This is a genomic window from Nocardia alni (assembly GCF_019038435.1).
In the GTDB taxonomy this organism is placed as follows: domain Bacteria; phylum Actinomycetota; class Actinomycetes; order Mycobacteriales; family Mycobacteriaceae; genus Nocardia; species Nocardia alni.
Genome location: NZ_JAGPOX010000144.1, coordinates 1 through 24819 on the forward strand (window position 1 = coordinate 1; position 24819 = coordinate 24819).

Annotated in this window: 26 protein-coding genes; 8 read left to right on the forward strand and 18 right to left on the reverse strand. The window is 67.5% G+C overall.

What is annotated here, in order from left to right; genetic code table 11:
- Positions 1-244 precede the first annotated feature (244 nt).
- Positions 245-745, forward strand: a complete 501-nt coding sequence (locus JZ791_RS36240; protein WP_216901173.1) for an LURP-one-related/scramblase family protein — start codon at positions 245-247, stop codon at positions 743-745.
- A gap of 13 nt (positions 746-758) precedes the next feature.
- Here the strand turns inward: JZ791_RS36240 and JZ791_RS36245 are convergent, their stop codons facing one another.
- The gene (locus tag JZ791_RS36245; RefSeq protein WP_216901175.1) at positions 759-1163 is read right to left on the reverse strand and encodes a MarR family transcriptional regulator; all 405 of its coding nucleotides are present in this window, start codon (positions 1161-1163) and stop codon (positions 759-761) included.
- A 68-nt stretch (positions 1164-1231) separates the two neighbouring features.
- On the opposite strand from JZ791_RS36245, the gene JZ791_RS36250 reads away from it, so the two are divergent.
- Together JZ791_RS36250 and JZ791_RS36255 are read left to right on the forward strand one after the other, a co-directional pair.
- The gene (locus JZ791_RS36250) at positions 1232-2281 is read left to right on the forward strand and encodes a substrate-binding domain-containing protein (RefSeq protein ID WP_254206915.1); all 1050 of its coding nucleotides are present in this window, start codon (positions 1232-1234) and stop codon (positions 2279-2281) included.
- Positions 2282-2457: 176 nt separating this feature from the next.
- On the forward strand, positions 2458-3489 hold the full coding sequence (locus JZ791_RS36255; protein WP_216901177.1) for an aliphatic amidase: 1032 nt from the start codon (positions 2458-2460) through the stop codon (positions 3487-3489).
- 12 nt (positions 3490-3501) lie between these two features.
- On the opposite strand, the gene JZ791_RS36260 is transcribed toward JZ791_RS36255, so the two are convergent.
- The gene (locus tag JZ791_RS36260; protein WP_216901179.1) at positions 3502-4194 is read right to left on the reverse strand and encodes a hypothetical protein; all 693 of its coding nucleotides are present in this window, start codon (positions 4192-4194) and stop codon (positions 3502-3504) included.
- A 132-nt stretch (positions 4195-4326) separates the two neighbouring features.
- On the reverse strand, positions 4327-4776 hold the full coding sequence (locus JZ791_RS45570) for a hypothetical protein (RefSeq protein WP_254206916.1): 450 nt from the start codon (positions 4774-4776) through the stop codon (positions 4327-4329).
- Between the two features lie 252 nt (positions 4777-5028).
- Between JZ791_RS45570 and JZ791_RS36270 the strand changes: the two genes are divergently transcribed.
- On the forward strand, positions 5029-5184 hold the full coding sequence (locus JZ791_RS36270; RefSeq protein ID WP_216901181.1) for a DUF6131 family protein: 156 nt from the start codon (positions 5029-5031) through the stop codon (positions 5182-5184).
- Between the two features lie 253 nt (positions 5185-5437).
- A complete protein-coding gene (locus JZ791_RS36275; RefSeq protein ID WP_216901183.1) occupies positions 5438-5836 on the forward strand; it encodes an STAS domain-containing protein in 399 nt (132 codons plus the stop codon).
- A gap of 12 nt (positions 5837-5848) precedes the next feature.
- On the opposite strand, the gene eccB is transcribed toward JZ791_RS36275, so the two are convergent.
- From eccB to eccD, 3 genes are read right to left on the reverse strand one after another with little or no spacing between them, the layout of a single operon-like run.
- The gene (gene eccB, locus JZ791_RS36280; RefSeq protein WP_216901185.1) at positions 5849-7273 is read right to left on the reverse strand and encodes a type VII secretion protein EccB; all 1425 of its coding nucleotides are present in this window, start codon (positions 7271-7273) and stop codon (positions 5849-5851) included.
- Positions 7273-8646, reverse strand: coding sequence for a type VII secretion-associated serine protease mycosin (gene mycP, locus JZ791_RS36285; RefSeq protein ID WP_308163302.1), 1374 nt, complete (start codon positions 8644-8646; stop codon positions 7273-7275). The genes eccB and mycP overlap by 1 nt, the downstream gene beginning before the upstream one ends.
- 31 nt (positions 8647-8677) lie before the next feature.
- Positions 8678-10138: a type VII secretion integral membrane protein EccD gene (gene eccD / locus JZ791_RS36290; RefSeq protein ID WP_216901189.1), complete on the reverse strand. Its 1461-nt coding sequence runs from the start codon at positions 10136-10138 to the stop codon at positions 8678-8680.
- Between the two features lie 278 nt (positions 10139-10416).
- Here eccD and JZ791_RS36295 point away from each other — a divergent pair, with 278 nt between their 5' ends.
- Positions 10417-10941, forward strand: coding sequence for a sigma-70 family RNA polymerase sigma factor (locus JZ791_RS36295; RefSeq protein WP_308163304.1), 525 nt, complete (start codon positions 10417-10419; stop codon positions 10939-10941).
- A 58-nt stretch (positions 10942-10999) separates the two neighbouring features.
- Here JZ791_RS36295 and JZ791_RS36300 read toward each other — a convergent pair whose 3' ends face one another.
- The 3 genes from JZ791_RS36300 to JZ791_RS36310 all read right to left on the reverse strand — a co-directional run bounded on the left by JZ791_RS36300 (position 11000) and on the right by JZ791_RS36310 (position 13469).
- A complete protein-coding gene (locus JZ791_RS36300; protein WP_216901193.1) occupies positions 11000-11596 on the reverse strand; it encodes a hypothetical protein in 597 nt (198 codons plus the stop codon).
- Positions 11597-11676: 80 nt separating this feature from the next.
- Positions 11677-12786, reverse strand: coding sequence for a sensor histidine kinase (locus JZ791_RS36305; RefSeq protein WP_216901195.1), 1110 nt, complete (start codon positions 12784-12786; stop codon positions 11677-11679).
- A gap of 23 nt (positions 12787-12809) precedes the next feature.
- A complete protein-coding gene (locus tag JZ791_RS36310; protein ID WP_216901197.1) occupies positions 12810-13469 on the reverse strand; it encodes a response regulator transcription factor in 660 nt (219 codons plus the stop codon).
- Positions 13470-13637: 168 nt separating this feature from the next.
- On the opposite strand from JZ791_RS36310, the gene JZ791_RS36315 reads away from it, so the two are divergent.
- Positions 13638-15182, forward strand: coding sequence for an FAD-dependent monooxygenase (locus tag JZ791_RS36315; RefSeq protein WP_216901199.1), 1545 nt, complete (start codon positions 13638-13640; stop codon positions 15180-15182).
- Between the two features lie 12 nt (positions 15183-15194).
- Positions 15195-15767 carry a TIGR03086 family metal-binding protein gene (locus tag JZ791_RS36320; RefSeq protein WP_216901201.1) on the forward strand — a complete coding sequence of 191 codons (573 nt, stop codon included), beginning with the start codon at positions 15195-15197 and terminating at the stop codon, positions 15765-15767.
- A 112-nt stretch (positions 15768-15879) separates the two neighbouring features.
- On the opposite strand, the gene eccCa is transcribed toward JZ791_RS36320, so the two are convergent.
- From eccCa to JZ791_RS36365, 9 genes are all read right to left on the reverse strand, one after another.
- Positions 15880-19854 carry a type VII secretion protein EccCa gene (gene eccCa, locus JZ791_RS36325; protein ID WP_216901203.1) on the reverse strand — a complete coding sequence of 1325 codons (3975 nt, stop codon included), beginning with the start codon at positions 19852-19854 and terminating at the stop codon, positions 15880-15882.
- A gap of 23 nt (positions 19855-19877) precedes the next feature.
- Positions 19878-20171 carry a hypothetical protein gene (locus tag JZ791_RS36330; protein WP_216901205.1) on the reverse strand — a complete coding sequence of 98 codons (294 nt, stop codon included), beginning with the start codon at positions 20169-20171 and terminating at the stop codon, positions 19878-19880.
- Between the two features lie 22 nt (positions 20172-20193).
- Complete coding sequence (locus JZ791_RS36335; protein WP_216901207.1) at positions 20194-20493, reverse strand: hypothetical protein; 300 nt, start codon at positions 20491-20493, stop codon at positions 20194-20196.
- A gap of 31 nt (positions 20494-20524) precedes the next feature.
- Positions 20525-21112, reverse strand: coding sequence for a PPE domain-containing protein (locus JZ791_RS36340; RefSeq protein WP_216901209.1), 588 nt, complete (start codon positions 21110-21112; stop codon positions 20525-20527).
- Positions 21109-21438 carry a PE family protein gene (locus tag JZ791_RS36345; protein ID WP_216901211.1) on the reverse strand — a complete coding sequence of 110 codons (330 nt, stop codon included), beginning with the start codon at positions 21436-21438 and terminating at the stop codon, positions 21109-21111. Before JZ791_RS36345 ends, JZ791_RS36340 begins: the two co-directional genes overlap by 4 nt.
- Before the next feature lie 23 nt (positions 21439-21461).
- Positions 21462-22829 carry a hypothetical protein gene (locus tag JZ791_RS36350; protein WP_216901213.1) on the reverse strand — a complete coding sequence of 456 codons (1368 nt, stop codon included), beginning with the start codon at positions 22827-22829 and terminating at the stop codon, positions 21462-21464.
- A 66-nt stretch (positions 22830-22895) separates the two neighbouring features.
- A complete protein-coding gene (locus JZ791_RS36355) occupies positions 22896-23204 on the reverse strand; it encodes a type VII secretion target (protein WP_216901215.1) in 309 nt (102 codons plus the stop codon).
- Positions 23205-23384: 180 nt separating this feature from the next.
- A complete protein-coding gene (locus JZ791_RS36360) occupies positions 23385-24170 on the reverse strand; it encodes an ESX secretion-associated protein EspG (protein ID WP_216901217.1) in 786 nt (261 codons plus the stop codon).
- Positions 24167-24819: hypothetical protein (locus JZ791_RS36365; RefSeq protein WP_216901219.1), on the reverse strand; the 653-nt coding region annotated here is incomplete at its 5' end. The genes JZ791_RS36360 and JZ791_RS36365, both read right to left, overlap by 4 nt.

Genomic DNA, 24819 nt, shown 5'->3' on the forward strand with positions numbered 1-24819 from the left:
AGCTGTGTATAAGAGACAGGTCCCGAGGTGCGGCACCTTCCCGGGGGTGTGATCGGCGGGGATTACGCCGAATGAAAAGCTCTGTTGCACAATAGATTCCGTATATGCCAGGGCGGAAGCGGTGGCCGGGGTTCTACCGGACAGCCCCATCCAGGGCTGCGGAGCGTCAGGACTTGGTGCATCACAAGTGCCGCCGGCTCACGACAGAAGCCCCGTCGCAACGGCATTCCGGCAGACTGGGTGTGTGCGATATGTGATGCGGCAGCGTGTGCTGAGCCTGGGGCAGGACTACTGGGTGACCGATGAGGCCGGGAATAGGGTCTTTCTGGTCGACGGTAAGGTGCTGGCGTTTCGGCGGACCTTCGAGTTGAAGGGGGCGCGTGGGGAGGTTTACGCGGTCGCCCGCAAGAAGGTGTTCGCCCTGCGTGACACCATGGTGGTCCGGGTGGGGGGCGCGCACGTGGCGAGTGTGCGCAAGAAGCTGTTCAGTCCTGTGCGGCACAGCTTTACGATCGCGTTCGCGTCCGGCGAGCAGTGGATCGCGCAGGGAGATCTCATCGAGAAGAACTACGTCCTGGAGGGGCCGCAGGGGGTGGTCGCACAGACCTCGCACAAGTGGTTCCGGATCCGGGATACCTACGGCGTGGAGGTGTATCACCCCGATGTGCCGCTGGCGCTCACCATCGTGGTGTGCATCGACGAACTCGTCGCATCAGAGCGCGCGCGGCGAGAGCGCGGAGCGTGAAACACCCTGTCCATCAATGCGGTTGCGCGTCCGGCAAACTCAGGCCGTGCGCGCCCGCCCACTCCCGCTCGGCGGCGGCGATCGACGACGCCAGCCGGCGATGCAGTGCCATGCCCCGTTTGCTCAGCCGCACGCGAACCTTGCGCCGGTCCTTCGCGTCCACCTCGCGAAACAGCAGCGCCTTCGACACCAGGTGATCGACGACGCGGGTCAGGGTCGGCGCCGACACCAGCGTCCGGACGCGCACCTCGGTCAGCGCCATCGCGGTTCCCGCCGCGAGCATCTCGACGACCAGCCAATGATCGATGGTGAGCCCCTCGGCGCCGAGTTCGCGTTCGACAGCGGCGATGGCGCCCCGCGCCGCGGATACCAGCGTTGCGACCAGCGACCGATCATCGGCGTGTGGTACGGCAACCATCCGCTGCATCGTGAGCCCTTCCAGAGCGGTTGCGCGCGAGCGGCATCGCGCCGATACTTTCACATGAAATGGTAGCAGCTGATGTGTGGCGCCTGGCGATGGTGGTGCCGCTGCAGGGGCCGGCGGGTATCTTCGGCCCGTCCTGCGAGGCGGTCGGCGATCTCGTCGCGCGCGACCTCAACACCGCGGGCGGGGTGCTGGGCCGCGAGGTCGAGATCGAGGTAATCGACGGCGGATCGCCACCCGCGACGGTCGCGACGACGGTCGGGGAATTGGCGCGCGCGGGCCGCATCGACGCGGTCAGCGGATGGCACATCTCGTCGGTGCGCCGGGCCCTGGCGCCCGTGCTGGCGGGGCGAATTCCGTACGCGTACACCGCACTCTACGAAGGCGGCGAGGATCATCCGGGCGTCTACTGCACCGGCGAGACGCCGCGCATGCAACTCGAGCCGGCCCTGCGCTGGTTGCGCGACAACGCCGGGGTGCGCCGGTGGTTCGTCGTCGGAGACGACTATGTGTGGCCGCGCCTGTCGCTGGCCGCGGTGCGCCGGTACGCGGCGCGGTTGGGGCTCGAACTCGTCGGGGGCGCCTTCGTGGAGCTCGGCAGCGGCCGGATGGACAGCGCGGTCGAGCGGGTGGCGCGCTCCGGCAGCGACGCGGTGCTGATGCTGCTGGTCGGTCAGGACGCGGTGCGGTTCAACCGGGCCTTCACCCGTCACGGCCTACCGGACTCGATCCTGCGCTTCAGTCCGCTGATGGACGAGAACATGCTGCTCGCCAGCGGTGCGGCGGCTACCAGGGGCATGGTCGTAGCATCGGCCTACTTTCCCTCGCTGATCGACGCCAATTCGATGGATCTGCAAGGTCGCTATGCGGCGCTGCACGGCTCGCGCGCACCGGTTCTCGGCAGCGTTGCCGAGTCCTGTTATGAAGGCGCGCAATTGCTTTCGACGATGATTCAACGTTCGGGCAGCCTCACCGATCTCGGCGGCGTGGCCGACGGTCTCGCATACGACGGGCCCCGCGGCGTGGTCGAGTTCCAGGGCCGGGTGGCCCGTCAACGCGTGTATCTGGCCGTCGCCAACGGTTTCGACTTCGATGTGATCACCGCACTGTAGCGGCCTTGACAGGCCGATACTCGCCGAGTAATTTCACATGAACGTAATTTCACATGAAATAGTTACGTGAGAAAATACATTCGCGCCGTCGAGCCCCTTCATCGCCGAACCGGTTGTGGCGCAAGCAATGGATACGACCGCGATGCCCAGCGCATCGTCATCACGAGGAGACCCTCATGCGACACGGCGACATCTCGTCCAGCCCCGACACCGTCGGCGTGGCCGTCGTCAACTACAAGATGCCGCGCCTGCACACCCGCGCCGAGGTGATCAGGAATGCGAAGGCCATCGCCGAGATGGTGGAAGGCATGAAAGTCGGTCTGCCGGGGATGGATCTGGTGGTATTCCCCGAATACTCCACCCAGGGCATCATGTACGACGAGCGGGAGATGTTCGACACCGCGGCGACGATCCCGGGCGAGGAGACCGCGATCTTCGCCGGGGCGTGCCGCCGGGCGAAGGTGTGGGGCGTTTTCTCGATCACCGGCGAGCGGCACGAGGACCATCCGAACAAACCTCCGTACAACACCCTGATCCTCATCGACGACAACGGCGACATCGTGCAGAAGTACCGGAAGATCCTGCCGTGGTGCCCGATCGAAGGCTGGTACCCGGGCGACACGACACACGTCACCGTCGGCCCCAAGGGCATGAAGATCTCGCTGATCATCTGCGACGACGGAAACTACCCCGAGATCTGGCGCGATTGCGCGATGAAGGGCGCGGAGCTGATCGTGCGCTGCCAGGGGTACATGTACCCCGCCAAGGAACAGCAGGTTCTCATGGCCAAGGCGATGGCGTGGGCGAACAACTGTTACGTCGCGGTCGCCAACGCGGCCGGATTCGACGGCGTCTATTCGTATTTCGGCCACTCGGCGCTGATCGGATTCGACGGCCGCACCCTCGGCGAGACGGGCGAGGAGGAGTACGGCATCCAGTACGCGCAACTGTCGGTCTCCGCGATCCGGGACGCGCGAGCCAACGACCAGTCGCAGAACCACCTGTTCAAACTGCTGCACCGGGGCTACACCGGCGTGCACGCCGCAGGCGACGGTGAGCACGGTGTCGCGGAGTGCCCGTTCGACTTCTACCGCGAATGGGTCACCGACCCGGCCAAGGCGCAGCACCGGGTCGAGTCGTTCACCCGCGACACCATCGGCGTGGCCGACTGCGCGGTCGGATCGCTGCCGACCCAGCCGCGGGAGTAGCCCGGAAGCTCCTCAGAGGCCCTCGCCGGTCGGTTCCCCGGCCGGGATCGGTCGCGCACTCTCCGCATCCGGCACCGAACCGACCGCGTGGTGGGCCCGGGCGACAACGGCGCGGCCCAAGGCGAGGTTGCCGACGCCGCCGATGACGGCGCCGAGGCCGACCGGGAGTGCCCTGCCGAATACCAGAACGGCTCGTTTGGCGGCGAACCGGACGATGAATCGCTTGACGAAGGAATCGTCCATATTGCGCAGCCCAGGAATCCGATTCGCCACCCAGCCGGGCCAATCGCGGGCCGTACCGCGCACATCCCGCTCGCCCAGCTCCGCCCCGCTCTCCCCCAGAACCACGGCGAACACCAGGTCCCGGCGAGCCCGCGAATCCACGATTTCCGCACCCCGCAGATCGGCGTTCGCCACCGCGAACCCCGCCGAGACCTCCAGGAAGAACACGGCCTCCACGCCACTGGCCAGCAACCCGATCACGGTGCCGACGCCCGGCACGGCCGATATGAGCCCGACCGTGGTGCCGCTGGCCGTCACCAGCGCCAGATAATGACGCTCGGCGCGAACGGACAATTCTTCGGCCGACTCGTGCGTATGGGCATCGCGCAATCGCCGCACGTAACCCTCCACAACGGGCCCCTGCCAGCGCAAGCCACCCCCCAGCAACAGCTCCCTGGACCGCTGTTCCAACTTTTCGAGCATTACATCACCCATCCTCGATGATCACGGCTCAATTCCGACCGATCCAGCAATTCCGGCAGCCACACCAGTGTGCCTTGCCCTGCGGGCGACTACCCGCTGCGACCCCCGGCTAACGGACCGGCGCGGCGATATTCACTTGCCGAAGCCGATCAGGCCGTCGGCGAGATCGCTGATCTGCAGAGCATCGAGGGCCTGCTGGCGCGTGGCGGGACAGGTCTGGCTCGTGATGCGATCCACCATGGTGCGGTCCTCGAGCACCTGCGTGTTGAGCCCGCCGCTGCGGGCGGCCCAATCGTGCACGACGAGATTGAAGTCCGCCTTGCGGGCCGTGGCGCTCTGGTTACGCCAGTCGCCGATCTTCGGAGAGATCATGTCGCACAACTGCTTCGCGGACTCCGGGGTGACGGCGTCGGGGCGGGGGAAATCGGTGGTCGCGGACGGGGAGGTGAAGGTCATCGTGATCCCCGAGTGGGAGGTCGGCGTGACGGGCAGTGGATTGGAACCGCTTCCGGCGCAACCGGTTACCGCGGCCAAGACGGCCAGTGCCGTGGTACAGAAGACTACCTGTCGACCCCGATACATACTCACTCCTCACGGCCGCGATTCAGCCAGTGACGCAGCGATACCCCTCTTGTGGCGTATCAATCGGCCGGTGCGGGGCGACCTCGGCCGACCGCCCAGGTGAGAGCGATCGGAGGCTCGTGGTGCGCGCCACAACAAGCTGTGACGACGGATGTGTTAGAGCTCCGGATATCGGGGTATTGCGGGGCCTGTGGCGGTCATCGACTGTCCGGATCGATTGCCGTTCATATATTTCGAAGTAAGGAGTTCAGCATGATTACGCTCGGAGTCATTCTCCTGGTTCTCGGCTTCATTTTCGGGATTCCGATCCTGTGGACGCTGGGGATCATCGCCCTCGTAATCGGCGTGATCCTCGCACTGCTCGGCGCCGTCGGCCGCGGGGTGGGAGGCCGCGCACACTATTACTGAATGCCCGGCCCGGCATAGGTAGCAGCGGTCCGGCACCCGATCACTTGATCGGGTGCCGGACCGACCTGCCGCCCACAGGGTGATGCTCGTCCTGCCATCGGCGCTGAAGCCAAGTGGCGGTCCAGGTTTCAGCCGATTCGTGCTCGAAATCGGCGTTCACAGAACGATGGAAGATTATGCCGCAGGTAGACAATCTTGCTGCCGGGGCGAGGCGCCCCGGGGTGCTTCGCCGTGCAGAGAGTAAGGGTGCGTGATGTCGGTGAATCAATCGGATGCGGATTACGATGTCGTTTTACATATCGATGTCGGCAGCCACGGTGATCTGCTGGTGATGTCCGTCCGAGGTGAGGTCGATGCGTTGACCGCCCCGGGGTTGCAGGCCGAGATCGAGAACCTGCGCGAGATCATCGAGCGTACCGAGCAGTACACGGCCCTGGTGATCGATCTGTCGAAGGTCGGTTTTCTCGGATCCGCGGGACTGAGCGTATTGCAGTTCGCCGCGCAGATGACCGAGCCGCGTCCGCTTCGCGTGACGGCCTCGCCCGTCGCCCGGCGAGTGATCCAGGTGACCGGCCTGGATCGCCTGGTGGACCTGTACGACGATCTGCCCAGCGCCCTCGCGGACGCATCGCCCGAGCCCGCAGTCGATTGATCCGCAGCCTGCTCACCTCGCGGGCGCGGACGGCAGGGTGTCGTAACTGTTCAGCGCGGCGGCCTGGGACAGCATCGGACCGGCGACCAGCCGGCCCACGATCTGCCACGGCGCAGGACGCGGGGTACTCCCCAGGCCGAGGACGGCCGCCGTCCGGACGTCCGGTACCCCGTACCGGACGCCCGCGTCGGTGATGTAGAACAGCGGCCCCCGGGCGACGCTCGTCGGCGCGATATCGGTGGCCTGCACATACTCCCCCGTGCCGGGCGGAACATAGGCCGCGTCGGCGTGGTCGCCGGTGGAGGCCATCGTCACCGGCTCGGCCGTCGAGGTCAGGGGTAACGCGTTGCCGGCCAGCAGGGATGTCGTCGCGGCCGGATCACCGGTGTTCTTCGCCCAGGACAGGCACGTCACCGGGTCGTCCTGCGCGTCGAGGATCGTGGGAACCCGATCGGGGAACTGATCGGTCGCGAGCTTGTCGACCACGGGGATGCCGCGCAATCGGTCCGGCGTGACCATCGGAATCTCGCCCATCCCTTCGGAATTCGCGGTTCGGATCACCTCCGCGGCGAACGGCGACACCTTCTGCACTCCATCGTTCAGCACGACGTACAACCCGTCCGAGTCGACATCCTGCACCCGGATCACGGCGCCGACCGGCACGGACGCCAGTCTCCCGGGCCCCGGACCACCCAGCCCCTGGATCGTGGGCGGCACGAGCGCGGGCACCGGTGTCGCGGAGTTCAACAGTCCCGCGCCGACCGGCCGAGCACTGTGGAACGACAGGGACATCACCCTCGCCAGGGTCGGATCGCTCGGGTCGAGTTCCGCGCGCTTGCCGTCGAACAGCAGGTAGGTGTGATCGTCCCGGGTCACCAGTACCGACTCGTCCGCGCCGAGCGGCCGTGCGCGGCCCGCCGAGGTGGTCCGCAACGGTCCGTCGATCACCGTCGAGACGACGTTCCCCGTCGCGGCCGAGATCGCGTCGCAGACGGACCACTGCGATCGGCCGCCGGACGCGGAGCCGAGCAACGCCGCGGGAGCCCCCGGAATCCCCATGACCGGGCCGCGCGGCTCGGTCAGCCGGGCATCGGCCAGCGCGGTCGGCGTCTCGTCGCTCTGCGCGATCAGCCGGGCCGAGGCCAGATTCAACGCCGGATGCAGCACGCCGTTCACCACGACGAACAGTTGACCGGAATCCTTGCCCATCACGATCTTCGCGTTCCCCATCGTGGGCTGGGGATGGATCAACGCCAGGATCGCCGCGCCGGCGACGATCATGATGCTCAGCACGGCGCCGATCACCAGGGAGCGGAACTGGGCCCGCATGGGATCGTGCAGCATCCGGGCATCCCAGCGGATCAGGGCGTGGTCGTACCGCCGCAGCAGGTAGCGATAGCCGTTCACCTGCGCGCGGGTGGTCAGCGGTGCGGGCATCAGTCCTCCGGGAACATCACGTCGCGCCCGGATCGGTTGCGGCGGTTACGGTTCGAGGCGGCGTAGCCGAGCCCGACGGCGGCGAGCGCCAGCAGCGAGCCGATACCGGCGACCCGGCGCGGCATCGGGTCGACGCGCGGCGGCGGCGCGGGCGGCGGAACGGCCCGCGGCACATCGGAATTCGCGGTGTCGGGGGCGGGCGGCAGTACCGCGGTCAGCGCCGCGACCGGATCGATGAGGCCGAATCCGACGCTGTCGTCGCGGCCCATGCCGGGGTGTTCGCCGGTGCGCTCGATCCGATCGATCACCTCGGCCGCGCTCATCGACGGAAAGCGCGAACGCACCAGTGCTACAAGGCCGGACACGTACGCGCAGGAGAAGCTCGTGCCATCGATCGGCGCGCGGCCCTGATCGGTCTGCACCGAATCCACCAGGCCCGTGCTGCCCGGGCCGCTGTCCAGCGAGACGATATCGCGACCGGGCGCCGCGACTCCTACCCAGGGACCGTGCATCGAGAACGACGACGGCGAACCGTCCGGATCCGTGGAGGCCACCGACAGGGCGTACGGGGCGAACCACGAGGGGCTGGCCACGGTGCCGACCCCGGTCCAGCCCGAACCGCCGTTCTGGGTGGTGCACTCGCCGTCCTCCTCGACGTTCCCCGCCGCGGTCACGACGACGACATTGCGGCCGTACGCGTACTGGACGGCGGCGCCCAGGGGTCCGTCCACCCGGTTCGCGGCGGCGGGGGTGCACGCCTCCTCGGAAATGTTGATCACGGTCGCGCCCAGGTCGACGGCGCGGACGATGGCGGCCGCCAGTGTCAGGACCGTGCCGTAGCCCTGACTCGACATGCCGCCCGCCTGATTGGCCGCGGTGTAGTTCGTCGACTCGTACTCCAGGCTCAGCTGGCGGATCGACAGGATGGTCGCATCCGGCGCGACGCCGGAGAATCCGTCGGCCGGACTCGGTTGCGCGGCAATGATTCCGGCCACCAGCGTGCCGTGACCATCGCAGTCGGCGGTACCGTCGGAATTCGACACGAAATCACCGCCGGGACGCAGCCCCGGCAAGCGCGGATGCCGCTGGACCCCGGTGTCGATTACGGCCACGGTCTGACCGGCGCCCCGGCTGAATTGCCATGCGGCGGAGAGGTTCAGGACCTGCTGGGCCGTCGGCGCATCGTGCGGCGGGCCGTTCGAGAGCATCGGTCGCGCGCAGGCGGATCGCTGCTGGGTCGGGTCGGGTGGGCCGCCCTTCGCGTTCACGGCCATCGCGACCGCGAGTTGACCGGGGTCGATGATCGGCGGTGCGAGTGCGGCGGCCGGCGGTGGCCGAAACACGATCGCGCCCACCATCGTTCCCGCGAGCACCGGTCGGACGATCCACCACATCCGCTGTCTCTCAGCTGTTTCCGGCGTATACGTTCATCGTCCACAGCATCAGCGGAACGATCAGCACGATCAGGGTGTACTCACCGATATCGGCGGCGCGGCGCAGCCTCGGGGACAGTTCGATGCGGGGCCCGACGACCCCGAACACCACACCGGCCATCCCGACCGACAGCGTCGAACCGGCGAGCAGCGGCTGCCACGCGCCCGCCGCCGCGGCCACCACGAGCGACAGCGCGAGCAAGGTGATGAGCCCGGAGCCGATCAGCGTCGCCGCCGGCGTCAGCGCCGGGAACATTCGTCCCCGCAGACACATCACGAGTGCGACCGCGATCGCCAGGCCCAGCCCGGGCCATCGCAGGTCGCCGGACGAGGTCGCCGAGAGCAGCGCCCCGGCCGCGGCGGCGAGGGCCCATCCCGCGATCAGGCCCGACCGATACCGGTCGGTGAGCCGGGCACGCTGTTCGAGTCCGCGCGCCGCCGGCAGGACCACCGCGCCGATATCGTCGGCGGGCGATCGTTCCTCTGGGTGCGGTGGCTCCTCGGGGTCGGCGGGCACGGCCGGCAGGCCGGACGGCAGCGCGAGACGGGCGACGGCGGTCGCGATGCGCGGCGTGGCCGCGATACCGGCCAGGGCGACGACCGCCGCACCCGCGCCGATCTTCGGCAGATCCACACCCCACCCCATCCGCGCGACCGCACCCGCCACCACGAACGTCGCCGCCGGCACCGCCGCGCCCACCAACGCGGCCCCCGCACGAGTCAGCAGGTACAGGGCCGGGCCGACCACCAGCACGACCGCACCGGCAACCAGCACACCCCAGCCGCCCACCTGGCTCGACGCCACCAGCGCCGCACCCGCACTCTGCAGCAGCAGCGCATACAGCGACAGCATCGTGACGGTCAGCTCATCGGTCTGCCGATTCGCCACGATCACCGCGGCTCCGGCCGCCAGCAGCCCCGCGCACAGCACGACGACGCCACCGGCGAGACCGCCGCCGTGCGCCACACCGAGCACGACGATCGCCGTGATCATCGCGACCAGCCCCGCGATCAGCCCCACCCATTCGGCGGCCGACGCCGACCAGGGGTGCAGTGAATTCGCGCTCAGCCGGGCGACCGCGTCGATGACGTCATCGAACAGATCGGGTGTGCGCGGCGCGGCGGCCGAACGCACGACCAGCAGCTCACCGTCGCCGATCGCCGCGTCGGCCAGCGATCTGTCCGGCGGGATCGGCTCGCGGCCGACCCGCGCCAGCGTCCAGTGACCGGTACGAACCGGCGGGCCGTCCTCGGACTCGACGACATCGGGGCTGCGCGAGTCGATCAACTCGACCACGTCGGCGATGTATTCGGCGATCGGGACGGTCGCGGGCAGTCCGATGTCCACCTGAGTATTGCCGCCGATCACCGACACTCGACGCATATGCGATGGTGCAGCGGCCGTTTCGAGCGCTATGGGGACGCTGGTCATGTGTTTATTGACGTGCCGGAGGCGCGGGAGGTTCATGCCCCCTTTCACCTGGCTCGACAGGATCGACGTCATGACGTACTCGAATTCATCGATACGAAACACTCAGCGCCACAACCAAATACAAGAGGCACGAAATCCGGGCCGAGAGGCTGACGAACCTCAAGCGATTGTAAAGAAGTGGACCGCGCGCCCCGAGCGGCACATCGCCGAGTCCCACCATGGGGATGAAACGACCGTTCATCCGCGCTCCGGTCGAATTCCACCCGAGGCAGTGCATCGTGACGAATCGACAACAGGGTTCGGCCACCCGCACCGAATCGATGCGAATCGTCTACGACCATCATGCCGGGGCATTGCGGCACTATGTGGCCGGCCTCGTCCACGATTCCGGCGCAGCCGAGGACATCGTCCAGGAGACCCTCCTGCGAACCTGGCAGCATCACCGCATACTGGACGACTCATCGATGTCGGCGCGCGCGTGGTTGTACCGCGTCGCGCGCAACATCGTGATAGACGAATACCGCCGGGCACGCAACCGCTACGAGATCCGAACCGATTCTCCCCCCGAACAATTCACCCCCGACCTATCCGATCGCATGCTCGATTCCTGGCTGGTCGGCGACGCCCTGAATTGCCTGCCGAAAGACCAGCGCATCGTCATCCAGCGCGCGTACTACCGTGACATGACAACCCATCAGATCGCCGCCGAACTGAGAATCCCCGAGGGAACGGTGAAGTCGCGCATGCACTACGGCATGCGAGCATTACGGCGCATCCTGGACAGCATGGGAGTCACCCCGTGACCACGGAAACAGGCGACTTCACCGCCTGGGATACCGCATAGACGGTGCGATGGGTGCTTCACCGCGGCTGTGTCCGGCGGACAGCTTCGGTGTCCGGAAACCGTCGGTGCGGGCTGAACACGAGCGCGTGCAGGGCGGGCCCGCCCGCTATACCCGCGACTGCCAATGCGACGGCGACGAGGATTCCGGCGTGGGGCAGCCACCGGCTCACCAACCAGTCGAGTCCGAATACGATCGCGACGAGGGTCAGCTTGGTGGCGATGAGTCGTCCTTTGTCGGGCATCGGCATGGTCGCGGACGTGCTCGCGCCGGTATGTGCGCTGCGGCGACGCGCGCGCACGATGAAGACAGGCACGACCACGACGAACAGCGCCGCACGAATGAGCCCGAGGCCTGCCGTCGTGCGGGCGTGGTCGTGAACCAGCGCGAGGCTCGCCAGTGTGGCGAGGGCCATCGTCACGGCGAGCAACGCGGTCACCGCGACGATGCGTGCGTTGGACATGGCGGCGGGGCGACGCATCACCATGATGATCGGAGTCAGGGCTGCGAACATCACCAATAACGGGATCGTGGTGGCGGAGAAGGGGTCGCCGTGACCGACCATCGCGAAACCGAGCGTGAAGCCTATTACCGCGTAACGTATCCGAAGCGACATGACGTGCTCCCTCTGTGTCGATCGAGCTCGCCCGGTGGGCGACGCTGACAGACGCTATTGGGGAGGGTGTCAACAGAACTTCAGCATTCGGCGGGGAAGCGCACGCGGACCAGGAGGCCGCCGTTGTCGCGTGGTCGTAGCGAGACCGTCGCGTGGTGGGCGTCGGTGATGGTGTGCACCACGGCCAGGCCCAGGCCCGCTCCGCCGTTCGCGTCGATCATGCGATCGGTCTCGCCGCGGCGGAAGGGCTCGCTCAATTCGGCCAGTCGTTCGCCGCGCAGCTGTGGTCCCGGGTTTTCCACCGCGAGCGTGTGGTCGGCGACGTGCACGCGCAGCCAGCCGCCGGGCCGGTTGTGGGTGATGGCGTTGCGGATCAGGTTGTCGAGGAGGATGTCGAGCAGTGTCGGGTCACCGTTGATGAGGGTTGGCGACAGGTCGGTGGCGAGGGTCAAGCCGCGGTCGGTGAGTGAATGGGCCCAGCGTTCGAGAACTTCCCTGGTCAGAGCGGCGAGGTCGACGGCGGTGTCGGCTTGCGGGCCGTGCTGGCTCAATGCCAGCTCGAAGAGGCCCTCGACGAGACGTTGTTGACGCAGCGCCACCTCCCGTACCGCGGTGGCCAGCTCGCGGGTGCCGGCGTCGATGCCGGGTTCCGCCAGTGCCACATCGGCCAGGGTGCGTTGGGTGGTGATCGGGCCACGCAGTTCGTGGGAGGCGTTGGCGATGAACCGGCGCTGGGCGGCGAACGCGCGCTCCAGCCGGGTGAGCATCGTGTTGAACGTCTCGGCGAGTTCGGAGAGCTCGTCGTGTTGTGTGGGGACAGGCACGCGTTCGTGCAGGTCGTGTTCGGACAGCCGCCGCGCGGTGGCCGACACCGTCCGGACCGGCCGCAGCACACTGCGGGCCATGAACGCGCCCGAACCGATCGCGATCAGTGTCATCACGGCGATCGCGATCGCCGAATATTGCAGCAGACGCATCTGCATCTCATGGCGGGCCTGCTGTTTGACATGCCAGGCGATCTGGTTGATTTGATCGGGGGTCAGGTCGGTGCGGGTGAACAGGTGGCCGGGGTCGCTGACACCGCCCGGCGGTGAACTGAACACCGCGATCACGATCACGGAGATCAACAGGAAGCCCGTGACCAGGAACAGGGTGCCGTAGAACACGGTCAGCCGGGTGCGCACAGTCATGCCCCGACGAGGGCGTGGTCTGCTCATCGAATTCGGTAGCCCGCGCCGACCAGCGTCTCGATGATCGTCGGTGGGCCGAGTTTGCGGCGCAGGGTTGCGATGGTGGTGCGCATGCTGTTGGTGAACGGGTCGGCGTTCTCGTCCCACGCGCGGTCGAGGAGATCTTCGGCGCTGAGCACCGCACCGTCCACGGCCATCAGCACTCGCAATACCGCGAATTCCTTGGGGGCCAGCCGGATCGGCGAACCGTCACGAGTCACGAGGAAACGGGCCGGGTCCAGTTCGATACCGCCGCGACGCAATATCGGTGACGTGGCCGGACCGCTGCGGCGCAGCAGCGCCTGCACCCTGGCCACCAGTTCCTCGAACGCGAACGGCTTGGTCAGGTAGTCATCGGCGCCCAACCCCAAACCTTGCACCCGCGAATGCAGATCGACGGCGGCGGTGAGCATCAATACCCGAACCTCGCCGCCCCACCGTGCCAGGATCTGCCCGCACACCTCGTCGCCGGGCACCAGCGGAAGGTCACGGTCGAGCACCACGATGTCGTAACGGGTCACTCCCACCCGTTCCGAGGCCTGCGCACCGTCGTAGGCGGTGTCCACGGCCAAAGCGTTGCGGCGCAGGCCACGGGTGATGGCATCGGCAAGCAGCCGATCGTCCTCCACCACCAGCACCCGCATCCGGTCTCCCGTCTCTGTGTCCTGGTCAGTGAACCATCCGAGACATCAACACATGATAAAGAAACCTCGTTTACGTTCTGTTGACCTCGCATCGTGTCCACTCGACCCCGACCGGCGGTCTCGTCCCGCCGTGAACGCGAATCCGACGATCATGTGAAGGGTGAACCGATGACCACCGCAGAACCCGACAACGACGACATCGAAACCACGGCCGAGGTCCTGATTGCCGGAGCGGGTCCGGTCGGGTTGATGCTGGCGGGGGAATTGGCGCTGGCGGGTGTCCACGCTGTCGTCGTCGAGGCATCCGCCCATCCCCACGGCGAGGAGAAAGCGCGTGGCGTCGGCGTGCTGGGGGCCGAGGCGCTGCGGCGGCGAGGCCTGGGCACACGGTTGCGGATGCCGTTTCGCCCGGGCCGCCCCGATACTGCCTGGTACATGGGCCAACATCAATCCCATTTCGCCTGGATACACAAGTTCGACCACGGGTCCATGCGTGAACCGGGTCGTACTCCCGCGGTGATCTTTCAGCCGGAACTGGAGCAACTGCTGGCCGAGCATGCCCGCGATCTCGGAGTCCGGATCCATCGCGGCTACACCGTGGTCGAATTGGCCTCCCACGACGACCGGATCCTCACCTCCACGCAGACCCGCCATGGGCAGCGGGAATTCACGTCGCGTTATGTCGTGGGTTGCGACGGCGGCCATTCCGACGTGCGAAAACTGTGGAACTTCGACTTTCCCGGCGTCGCGCCCACCGGAGTGCATCTCATGGCACGACTGAAGGTCGAAGACCCCACGCGGCTGCCCGCCGAAATGGAGGGCCCGAAGGGCGCGTTCGCCTCCCGCGGGCCTCGCGACGGCTGGATGGGCGTACGCATGTCCGAACCCGTCGACGGTGGCGAACGCGGTCCGCGGGATCCGCTCACCATCGAGGAAATACGTGACGCGATCCGCCGCGTCACCGGCGTCGATATCGCCATCACCGAGATGGAAGGCGCGCGCCGCGGATACGACAACTCCCGCCAGGCCGGCACCTACCGACTCGGCCGGGTATTTCTGGCCGGCGACGCCGCCCACGTGCATTCCCCCCTCGGCGGCCAGGGACTCAACCTCGGACTGATGGACGCGGTCAACCTGGGCTGGAAACTCGCCTACGCCGTGCGTGGCGCCGTCAACGCCGAAGACCTCCTCGACAGCTACACCCGCGAACGGCACCCCGTCGGCGCCGCCGTACTGCACAACACCCGCGCCCAGACCGCGCTGCTGGCCCCGACACCCCACGCACAGGCGATGCGCGACATCGTCAGCGACCTGCTCGACATCCACGAGGTCAAGGTCTTCTTCAACGAGATGATGACCGGCACCGCAATCCGCTACCCGCTACCCCACACCGTCGGCGACCACCCTCTGCTCGGCGGGCACATCGGCAATGTCGTCATCGACGACACCAGTCTCTACACCCTGATGGCCGACGGACGGCCACTGCTGATCCACCACGTCGCGCTGACCGACATCGCCTCCGTCGCGCAACCCTGGGCCGACCGCGTCCACATCCACTCCGCCCTCACCCTGGATCGCACCGATCTGGCCGCCGCGCTGATCCGGCCCGACGGCGTCGTCGTCTGGGCGGCCGAGCCGCGTACCCCGCCCGACCCGCAGACGTTGCTCGACGCGCTCGCGACGTGGTTCGGGCCGGCCTCCACGCAGAAATGAGAAACCACGACCATGCTTCCCCTGGAATCGTACGATCGGGCGATCGACCTCGCCACCGGCGTCATCGCATCCATTAGCGACGATCAATTGTCCTGCCCGACACCATGTTCGGAATGGACAGTCCGCGACATCCTCAACCACTTCCGGCTCGCCACCCTCCTCATGACCGCGGCCATCCACGGCACCCCACCACCCGACCGCGGCAAAGACCACCTCGGCGACAACCCCCGCGGAACCGCCGTCGAGAGCCTGCTCGCCTGCCGCGCCCTGGTGAACGAACCGGGCATGATCGACAAACCGGCCACCGGACCGATGGGTCCGATAACGGTCACGTGGTTCGTCGAACGCTCGACCGCCGACCTCACCGCGCACACCTGGGACCTGTCCCGCGCCATCGACCGCCCAACCGACTACGACCCCGAACTCAACGAATTCGTGCTCGCGCACTACCGAGCCAGACTCGACGGCAAGGACCGCACCGGCCTACCCCTCGCCGCCGAACGGGAGCCACACGCGGACGCCACCGCCGCCGACCGACTCGCCGCCTACCTCGGCCGCGACCCCGACTTCACTTTGACGTCATAACCTTCCCCGGCGGGATGTAGGCGATCCCCACCCGATCACCGAAAAACTGTTGCCGCGCATGCGAAATCATCTCTGGACCGTTGTCCGTGCGCAGCACTCGCGGTGGCGTCCCTTACAGGGGTGGAAGATAAACGGTTTGGATCATTTCCCGGCCGCGAGAGCGGGAGATGAAAACGCCTCGGCCAGGGGGAAGTTGGGCTGGTTTGACATCGCCGAGGAGGATGCCCTCGTCTTTGGGGGTGCTCATCAGGACGCCGTCGGTGGATAGGTCTTTGAGGGGGCCCAGGACCGGGTCGAACAGGGCGCGGGCGGCGCCGCCTGCTCGGCGGGCGACGATTACGTGGAGGCCTATGTCGCGGCCCTGGGGGAGGAATTCGACCAGTTCCAGGAGTGGGTTGATGGTGGCGCGGGCGACCATGTCGTAATCGTCCACCACCACGAAGATTTCGGGGCCGGTCCACCAGGAGCGTTCGCGGAGTTGGCGGGGGGTGATGTCCGAGCCGGGGATTCGGCGCTGGAGGTAGGTGGCTACCTCCTTGGTCATGGCCTGGGCCGTCTGTGATGCGCTGGAGTAGCCGGCCAGGTGCTGACCCTCCACTACGCCGAGCATGGTGCGGCGGTAGTCGATCAGGACGACTCTTGCCTGTTCGGGGGTGGCGTGTTCGACCACGCCGGTCACGATGGTGCGCAGCAGTGTCGTCTTGCCGCACTCCACGTCGCCGAAGACCAGCAGATGCGGTTGTGCGGCGAAATCCAGGATCACCGGCTGGAGTTCGGACTCGCCCAAGCCCACCGCGACGTGTGTGTGGTCCAGTTGCCGGCGCGGATCGGGCACCGACTCCAGGATTTCCGCGCGCGACAGCTTCGACGGGAGCATTCGCACCTGTGGCACACGGTGATTCGGATACAGCTCGTACAGACCGCTTCTGGCGGCAGCCAATCCGTCCGGCAGGCTGTCCGCGTCGGTCCGGCCGTCCAACCGGGGCAGCGCGATGAGCATGTGCAGTTGTTCGGCGGTGATACCGCGTCCGGGGCGGCCCATCGGCACCGCGGACGCGGCGATCCTGCCCATTTCCGAATCGCTCGGATCACCCAGGCGCAGTTCCACTCTCGTGCCGATCTGATCCTTGACCACAGGCCGGACCTCCATCCACCGGGAGGCCGACAGCATGACGTGCACCCCGTAGGACAGGCCCTGGGCCGCCAGGGCCGTGACGGTCGGCTCCAGCACCTCGAACTCGGCGCAGAACGCCGACCAGCCGTCGATGACCAGGAATACGTCGCCGAACGGGTCGGTGGAATCGCGGCGCCGACGATATTCGGCCATCGACACGATGCCCAGTTCGCCGAATCGTCGTTCCCGCCGGCGCATGACGGTCACCACCTCGGCGATCGTGCGACGGACCCGATCGGCCTCCAGCCGCCCGGCCACCGAGCCCACATGCGGCACCTCCGCCACGCTGGACAGCGCGCCGCCACCGAAATCCAGGCAGTAGAACTGGACCTGCTCCGGCGTATGCGTCGCGGCCGCCGCGATGATCATGGTGCGCAACGCGGTCGATTTACCCGATTGCGGACCACCGACGACGGCCACATTGCCCTGTGCCCCGGCCAGATCCACGATCAGGACGTCCCTGCGTTGGTCGTAGGGCTTGTCGATGATGCCGATCGGCCAGCGCAGATTCCCGCGCCGATTACCCACCGCACGCCAGTCCGGCTCGGGCAGCAGCAGATCCACGGCGGGCGAATCATCCAGCGGCGGCAGCCATACCGCGTGCGCCGGAGTGCCGTACCCCGACAACCGGCCCACCACGACCGCGAGCAATGTCGGTGGCATCGCAGAGGATTCGGGCCGCTCGTCGGAGGCGCTCTCGGCGGTGGGCGCTCCGGCGGATTCCTCGGTGATCGGAACCGGTGACGCGGTGAACACGACCGGAGTCCGGCCGCCCGCCCATCGGCCGATGCCCAGGTTCCCGGTGTCCGCGGCGGAATACGGCCCGGACACGTAGGTCGAATTGAACCGAACCGGTTCGTCGGCATCACTTTTCAGATAGGCCGAGCCGGGCACACTCGGCAGGTGATACGCGTCGGTGATTCCCAGCACCGTGCGCGACTCGCTCGCCGAGAACGTCCGCAGGCCGATCCGATACGACAGGTGGCTGTCCAGCCCGCGTAACCGGTTCTCCTCGAGTCGCTGACTGGCCAGCAGCAGATGTACGTGCAGCGACCTGCCGAGCCGTCCGATCATGACGAACAGATCCGCGAAATCCGGCTTCTGCGCCAGCAATTCGGAGAATTCGTCGACGATGACGAACAGCGCGGGCAAGGGCTGTAGCGCCGCGCCGCCGACCCGGGCGCGCTCGTAGTCGGTGACATTGGCGAAATTGCCCGCAGCGCGCAGCAATTCCTGTCGCCGGTTCATCTCCCCGGACAGCGCGTCCCTCATCCGGTCGACCATCGACAGATCCTGCTCGAGGTTGGTGATGACCGCGGCCACATGCGCCAGCGGCTCCAGCCCGGCGAATGTCGCACCGCCCTTGAAGTCGACCAGCACCATGTTCAGCGCCTCGGGTGAGTGGGTCGTCACCAGCGCCAGCACCAGCGTGCGCAGGAACTCCGACTTGCCCGACCCCGTCGCCCCGATACACAGGCCGTGCGGACCCATGCCGTACTCCGCGGACTCCTTGATGTCGATCTCGACCGGCGTGCCGTCCGGGGCGACGCCGATCGGCACCCGAAGCCGTTCGCGGGCGCTGCGCGGGCGCCACACCTGCGCCGGGACGATCTCGGCGGCATCGGGGATCTTCAGCAACGACATCAGTCCCGGGTCGGTCCGCATGTCGTCGCCCAGGCGCACGATCTGCGCCGCGGTGGCGATCCGATACCGCGACAGCTGGCGGGCGAACGCCGTGGCCTCCGCGACGCTCACCCGATCCGGCGTCGCGAACTTCTCCACGCCGAGCGTCGAGCGCACGGCGATCATGCCGTCCGCCATGACCAGCCGCAGACCACGCCGCACCGCCAGTCCCTCCGTCCGCGCCTGCATATCGATGACGGTGACCCCGTCCAGGCCCGGGTCGCTGACCGTGCGCTCGGCGCCGGAGGTATGCCCGTCGCCGATCACGATGACCAGATGCACACGGCTGCCGTCTGCTTCGGCGTTGCGCAGAAAACGCCCCCGCTCGACCAGGTCGGCGTTCAGCGCCGCCTCGAGCTCGACCAGCGAGCGATAGATCATGCGCCCGGACCCCATTCCGTCGCGGACGCTCGAATGCTGAATGTGCGGCAGCCATTTCGTCCACGCCCAGGATCCGGAGTCGGGATCGTTGCAGACGATCGCCACCGCCAGATGATCCGGACCGTGAAATGTGCACAGCTCCATCAGCATTCCCCGCACCAGCGTGGCCGTCCGGTCCGCGGGCCCCTCGATGCTGATCGCCGGGAACGCGCGCAACGACACCGCGGTCGGCAGCCGGTGCACGACCGAGTGGGTGCGCAGGAAGCGCCGCAGCGCCACCACCGAGACGGGCTCGAGATCCTCCACCGGACCGGTCTCGGGCCGCGCCAGGCGGGTGGCCAGCCGATGGCTGCCGGTGCCGAGCCGGACATGGCCGAAGTCCGGATCTTTCGGCCTCCGCTCCCACATCCGCCGCGAACCCACCACCGGCAGCAGGTCTTCCGGCGCGGGATGACTCCACTCCAGCGACTCTCGCTGGGCCACACCGGTCTTGCGCACATCGTTGCGCAACTGGTTCAGGTATCGGCCGTAGTCCTTGCGCTCCTCGTCCAGTTCCCCGGCGCCCTTGGTGCGCCGCCCCATCCCGACGAACATGCCGACCATCGACATCAGCATCATCATCGGAAACATCAGCGACAGTGGATTACTCAGAATCGCCGCCCCGCCGACGGTGATCATCAGGGCCATCATCCCGACCATCGCGATGACCATCACGAACGGCAACATCCGCAACAGCAGCGCCATGGCCACCGGTCTCGGGACCTCCGGTGGCGCGGTCACCGCTACCTCGCCGCCGGGCGGTCTCGGCGGCGCGATGCGGGGAAGCCGTATGAAACCTGTCGTACTCATGCGGCTGTTCCCTGTCCGGCCGCTCAGACGAACATATTGTGCACACCCTGGTCGGTCTGCATCATGCTGTTCTGAGCATTTTCGATCGTCTTCGCATATGCCCCGGCGGCATCGGTGTAATCCTGATGCGCGGAGATGTATCTACTCAATGATGTGGATACCCCATCACCGCCCGCACCCTGCACCGCGGCGGTGTATTGGGTGTGGGCATTCTTCAGGTCCTCACCGTCCTGTTGAAATCCCTTCTGATGTGAGTACTGCCGCTGAATGTGATCGCTCAAACCCGCGTGGTTGTAGAGGATGACCCCATCGGACATGTCGATTCCTTTCGTATTGTGATCACAGCAGGTTGGTGAAATGCTGCGTCGAGTCGCTCTCGGTGTTGCTGAACGACGAATCGGCCGATCCGATCGACGCGTGGAATTGGTCGGCCGCCTGGACGAGCTTTTGATATCTGTCGTGCATGCGCACGGCGGCCGCCGTCGCCGCGCTGTTCGCGCCGCCCTTCCAGAAGCTGCTCGCACTCTCGGCCTCGGACAGCTGCGTCCGTGCGCGTTGAGTGCTCTGGTCGACCGCATCGGTCGACGTTTGACGCGCCTTCATCAAGGCCGCGTGGTCTACCTGGGTAGTTCCACTCATTTCGACAATCCTTCTCCCATGGTTCGACCGCTTACGCGGACGCTCTGGCGCCGGAGGATCCGGCGGCCGCATTGATGACCGCTGGTGGCGACGCCTGCTGCGGCATCTCCACCAGCGGGGTGCCGGCGGCCTCGTAGACCTGCATGACCCGGGTCGCCCGAGCGCCCGCTGCCGCGAGCCGGCACTCCAGCTCCGCCGCCGCACCCAGCAGCGGGCCGCCGAGACCGATATCGAACGTCGTCGGCAAGGCGTCCTCGTCGACGATGTTCGCCATGCCCAGGAACGCCACCCTTTGCGAAACACCCTGATACTCCGCCGCATCGGCGGTTCCGGCGGCCGTCGCGGCGGCGTCGGCGAGCCAGTCGCGCAGCACCCGCAGCCGCGGTAGCACGGCATCGCTGTTGCGAGACAACCACATGCCGCCGAGGTCGTCGATTATCCGGCCGAAATCCGCTGCGGCCGCGCCGATCCCCGTCGCCAACGCGCGCCAGGCGAGCACCGCGTCGGCGGTCGCCGCCGGGCCCGGGCCGTTCGCGATGTCCCGCACCAGACGCGCCGGTGTGCGGGCCGCCCAGATCACCCCGGTGAATCCCGCCACCGGCGGTTCGACGACGGTCATCGGCGCACCGCCTCCGGGACGATCTCGTCGAACGACTTCGCGGTACGGGCATCGGTATCCCGCATCCGGGATACCCGAGTGCGCATCGCCCGCGACAGCGCGCGTATCTCGCACACCCCGTCCAGCACCGATGCCCGATACGACTCGCCGAGCCGATTCAGACTGCCGGCCACCCGGCATGACACCTCGTCCGCCCCTGCCGCCGTGACGCGCACACCGGATTCGCTGACCCGCAACTCGGTTTCGATCCGATCGGCCAGTGTGTCCAGCCGCGTCACCACGGCGAGCACGGCGGCCGGATCGAATCGCACACCACGACCGTTCATCGATACGTCTCCTGTCGCCGCGGTCACAGCAGCAGCTCCCGATCCGAAAGTCTTGCGCCGCCGGATATCTCGCCGACGATCGGCGTCGTTCCCGGCCCGAGGTCCCCGACCGCCTCGTCGAGATTCCTGGCATCCATCAGCGCCGTATGCACGGCGTCCGAGGGCATCTGGGCACGTGCGGGCACCAGACCGGCGCCGGCCGCGCTCATCGGCATGACGGGCGTCCCCGCCGAGCTCGTCGTGCCCGGGAGCGCGGCGGGTCCCACCGTCTGCGCCGGCGAGACCGCCGCATCACCCAGCGCTGCCGGGGAAGCACCGGAATCCGTTGTGCCCGGCAGTGTCTCGCTGGCGACATGCGGCGCCGAGACGGCCGGGCCGAGAGCCGAGGCCACCGCGGTACCTCCGGTGACCACCGGGGAGCTCGGCGCGAGCAGATCGGATCGCGGCGCATCCACGAGTTCGGCCGACCCCGCCGACGTCGGCTCCAGCGACGCACTCGCCGCGAGCGATCCGGGCAGCCCGGCCTGGCCTCGCATGCCTGTCGCTGTCGCCGCGGAGGTGAACCCCGGGGTCTGGGTTCCCAACCCCCGAGACCCACCCAGACCCTGTATCAGTTGCGTGAGATCTCCGGTCGAGTTCGATGAGCCGGCCTGGGCCGTCGAGCCGGAAGAGGTTGCCGCAGCGGTATTTCCGGCCGACGAGCTCATCGCGGAGGTGTTCGCGCCGAGTTTCGCCGACGTCTTCGGCGCACTGGTGACCGGCACCTTTCGCCCCGTCGCTGTCATCTTCGCCGAGTGCGCGCTCAGTTCCGCACGGGTCTTCGCGGTGACGGCGAGTGCCTGCGCCAGACTCTCGGCGGTCATGCCGAGGACGGCGGCCTGTCCCACCGGAGTGACCAGGGCAGGACTCGCCGCGGTCACCGACGTGGCCAGTTGGGCGATGATCGCCGACATCTGCGCGGCGCCGGTCGCCACCGTCCCGGCCGCCGCCTGCGTACCTGTCGAGGCCTGCGTGCCCTGGGACGCCAGCTGTGTGCCATTGGACTGCGCCGCAGTGGTTTTCGAGGTTGCGGCGTCGGCGCCCTGTCCCTGCCACAGTCCCTCGAGCAGCGACAGCGCCGACGTGCCGAGCGACACCACACTGCTCAGCGCGCTCACCGCCTCATCGAAGACCTGCGAAGCCCCACCCGCACCCAGCTGCCCGGTGCCGAATCCGGCGGCCAGATCGGTCAGCGGCTTGAACAGGGCCGTGAGATCCAGCGGCGGGACCGGCGGCATCCCGGGCAGCGGGATCGCCGGGACCTGCGGCAGCGGCGGCAATCCGAGTTCGGCCAGCATCGAATCGACGGGCCGATCCAGCGCCGACACCGTGGGATCCATCGGCGCACTCACGAGTGCGCCCCGATGACGCCTGAGAAGTGCAGTGCCGAGGCGTCGTCCCTCCGCGCGCCGCTCATATCAGATCGCACCGAGCGCCGAGGACGAATCCTCCTCGGAAGTACGGTAATTCGCCGCACTCCGGTGTGCCGCCGACGAGGCGCCCGCGTGCACCGCGGCCAGTTCGCCGATCGACGTGACATGGTTGGTCAGCGTGTAGGCCAGAGAGCCGAGAAAGTCCTGACCGATAAGTCCGAACACGGGGACCGCCGAGGCCATGACCGCCACCTGGTCGACCGCCCCGGCGCCGACGAGCTGCGCCGACATCGCGGCGTGCGCGTCCCCGAATCGATCGATCGCCTCCGGCGTCACAACTACTGTGCCACTCATCGAAAACCTCACATATTCGACGGTTGCTTATATGTTCAACACGATCGAGTGTGCCCATACGGTTCGATCGACGTCTGTTTTGCCGCCGTAATTTACATTCACTTGAGCTTCGACGGTCGATACGGAGACGGGCGCACAGGATTTACATTTTCTTCGGATTGTCCGAGCCGGAACGGGTCTTCAACGCTCGTCCCGCAGCCGGCGCACCAGTAATGCGATATCCGCGTTGACCATCGCCGCCAACCGGCCCGCGTCCACCGGAATCGCGGCCGCCGAATCGCCGGACGTCACCGCGTACCGGCCGTCCTCGGCGACGTCACGCCACATCAGCGAGCTGCGGGACATACCTCGCGGACCGAATTCGGACCGGCTCTGCACCACCTCGACGATCCCGGCGCCGCTGATCGGCGCGTCCAGAAAACGACGGGCCCGGTCCACGGCCGAACCGTCGGCCGACTCGTGCACGGGTGAGCTGCCGTACGAATAGTCCATATCCGCGTCGTCTTCGGCGGTGACCAGGACCATCCCCGATTGCGCTCCGGCCGGCAGATCCGGAAGGTGGGCGACGACGGCATCCGCCAACTCCGGCACGCTGCTCTCGGTGATCGTGAACGCACCGCACGCACGGTCCGCGTCATCTCGGGCCTGGCAGATCACATAGGCCCGATCTCGACGCCGCGCGCCGTGCACGCGAATCATCGCCCCGGGATGATCGGAATCGCTGTCGTCCCAGCCGTAGGCGGTCACCCGAATATCGGCCCGGGCGATCGTTTCCAACGCCACGTCGAGCTCACGCCCGATCCGAACCCGCAGCCGGGCAAGCGCGGCCGTCTTCTCCCGCAGAAAATCGTCGTACAGCGGGATATCGCTGGTGAACAGCAGGGGCTCGGGCAGGATTTCCTCGCCGCACGCATTCCACAGCGCCAGGAGTTCCAGCGCGCTCAACGTCCAGCTGAAATTCGTCACCGTTGATCCACAACCGGTTTGGCGACGCTCGGTGGATCCCCGAACGCCTCCTCCAGATGCGCCGCCGAATCCAGACCGCGGGGACGCTTGTGGTCCCGGGCCTGGCCCTGCTGCCCCGCACCACCCATACCGGGCGGATACGGCGTCATCGGGGACGCTCCGGCCCGGGCGGCGGCCGCCTCCGCCACGGTGGCCTCCTCCGCCGTAGCCGCTTCTCCCGCAAGGGGATTCCCGGTCAGACTGGCTCGCGGGAACAACGACGCCTGGTTGGCGGCCGGACCGCCCAACGCCGATGCGGTATCGCCTATGCCGCCGAGTCGGGCGCCGCCCGCACCACCGCCGCGCAGCGCCGCCGACGCACCGCCGAGATTACCCAGGGCGGCCGCCGCGCGGGAGGAATCGCCGAGGGCCCGCTGCGCCTGCGCGGCTTGCTGCGCCTGCTGCACGGCACTGGACACCTGCTGCGCACCGTTCACCGCCTGCTGCCCCGCGCCGGCCAATTGGGACAGGGTGTCCAGACCTGAACTCGAGCTCGCACTCGGCGTACCGGTTCCGGTGCCGGAAGACGGATCCGTGCCGGTACCGGACGTATCGGTGCCGGTGCCCGACGTATCTGTGCCAGTAGACGTCCCCGTCCCCGATGTACCCG